The following is a 393-nucleotide window of genomic DNA, read 5'->3' as shown; positions in this document are numbered from 1 at the left end:
TGCTTTCCGGGGGGCGTTCGCCGAGCCTCCTCGTCGCTGACACTCCTGCGGGGTCTCGCCTGTAACGCTAATCCCCCAGGAGTCAAACACCATCCACTCCAATCAACTAGTTTGAGCTCTTTCAAACCATTTTCCACGTCCAATTTGCTAATTTTTTCAAATTCATGGAAGCCAAACGTAAGCATCGCCTGCATAGACAATTTTTTTAGACCCCGTAGGGTTGTCCATCGCATACCATGCTTATCCTTTGCATCTGCAATGACACGTTCAATCGTCTCCTTGCGTCTCGCATATATCTGTTTGATTTCATCATTGTGGTGTAGATGTTCTGCCTCTTCTAAATAAGCCTCCCAAATATGACGTTGTATAAGCTTTTTATGGTTTTTACTCTCG

The 393-nt window shown here is 45.5% G+C and carries 1 pseudogene; it reads right to left on the bottom strand.

The features are described 5' to 3' along the window. Window positions 1–121 precede the first annotated feature (121 nt). A pseudogene (locus M3183_RS26810) lies at window positions 122–393 on the bottom strand (transposase); the annotation flags it as partial.

The sequence above is a fragment of the Neobacillus mesonae genome (assembly GCF_023715155.1).
In the GTDB taxonomy this organism is placed as follows: Bacteria; Bacillota; Bacilli; order Bacillales; family Cytobacillaceae; genus Neobacillus; species Neobacillus mesonae_A.
The sequence above is the reverse complement of the archived record's forward strand: the minus strand, read 5'-3'. Positions and strand labels throughout refer to the sequence as shown.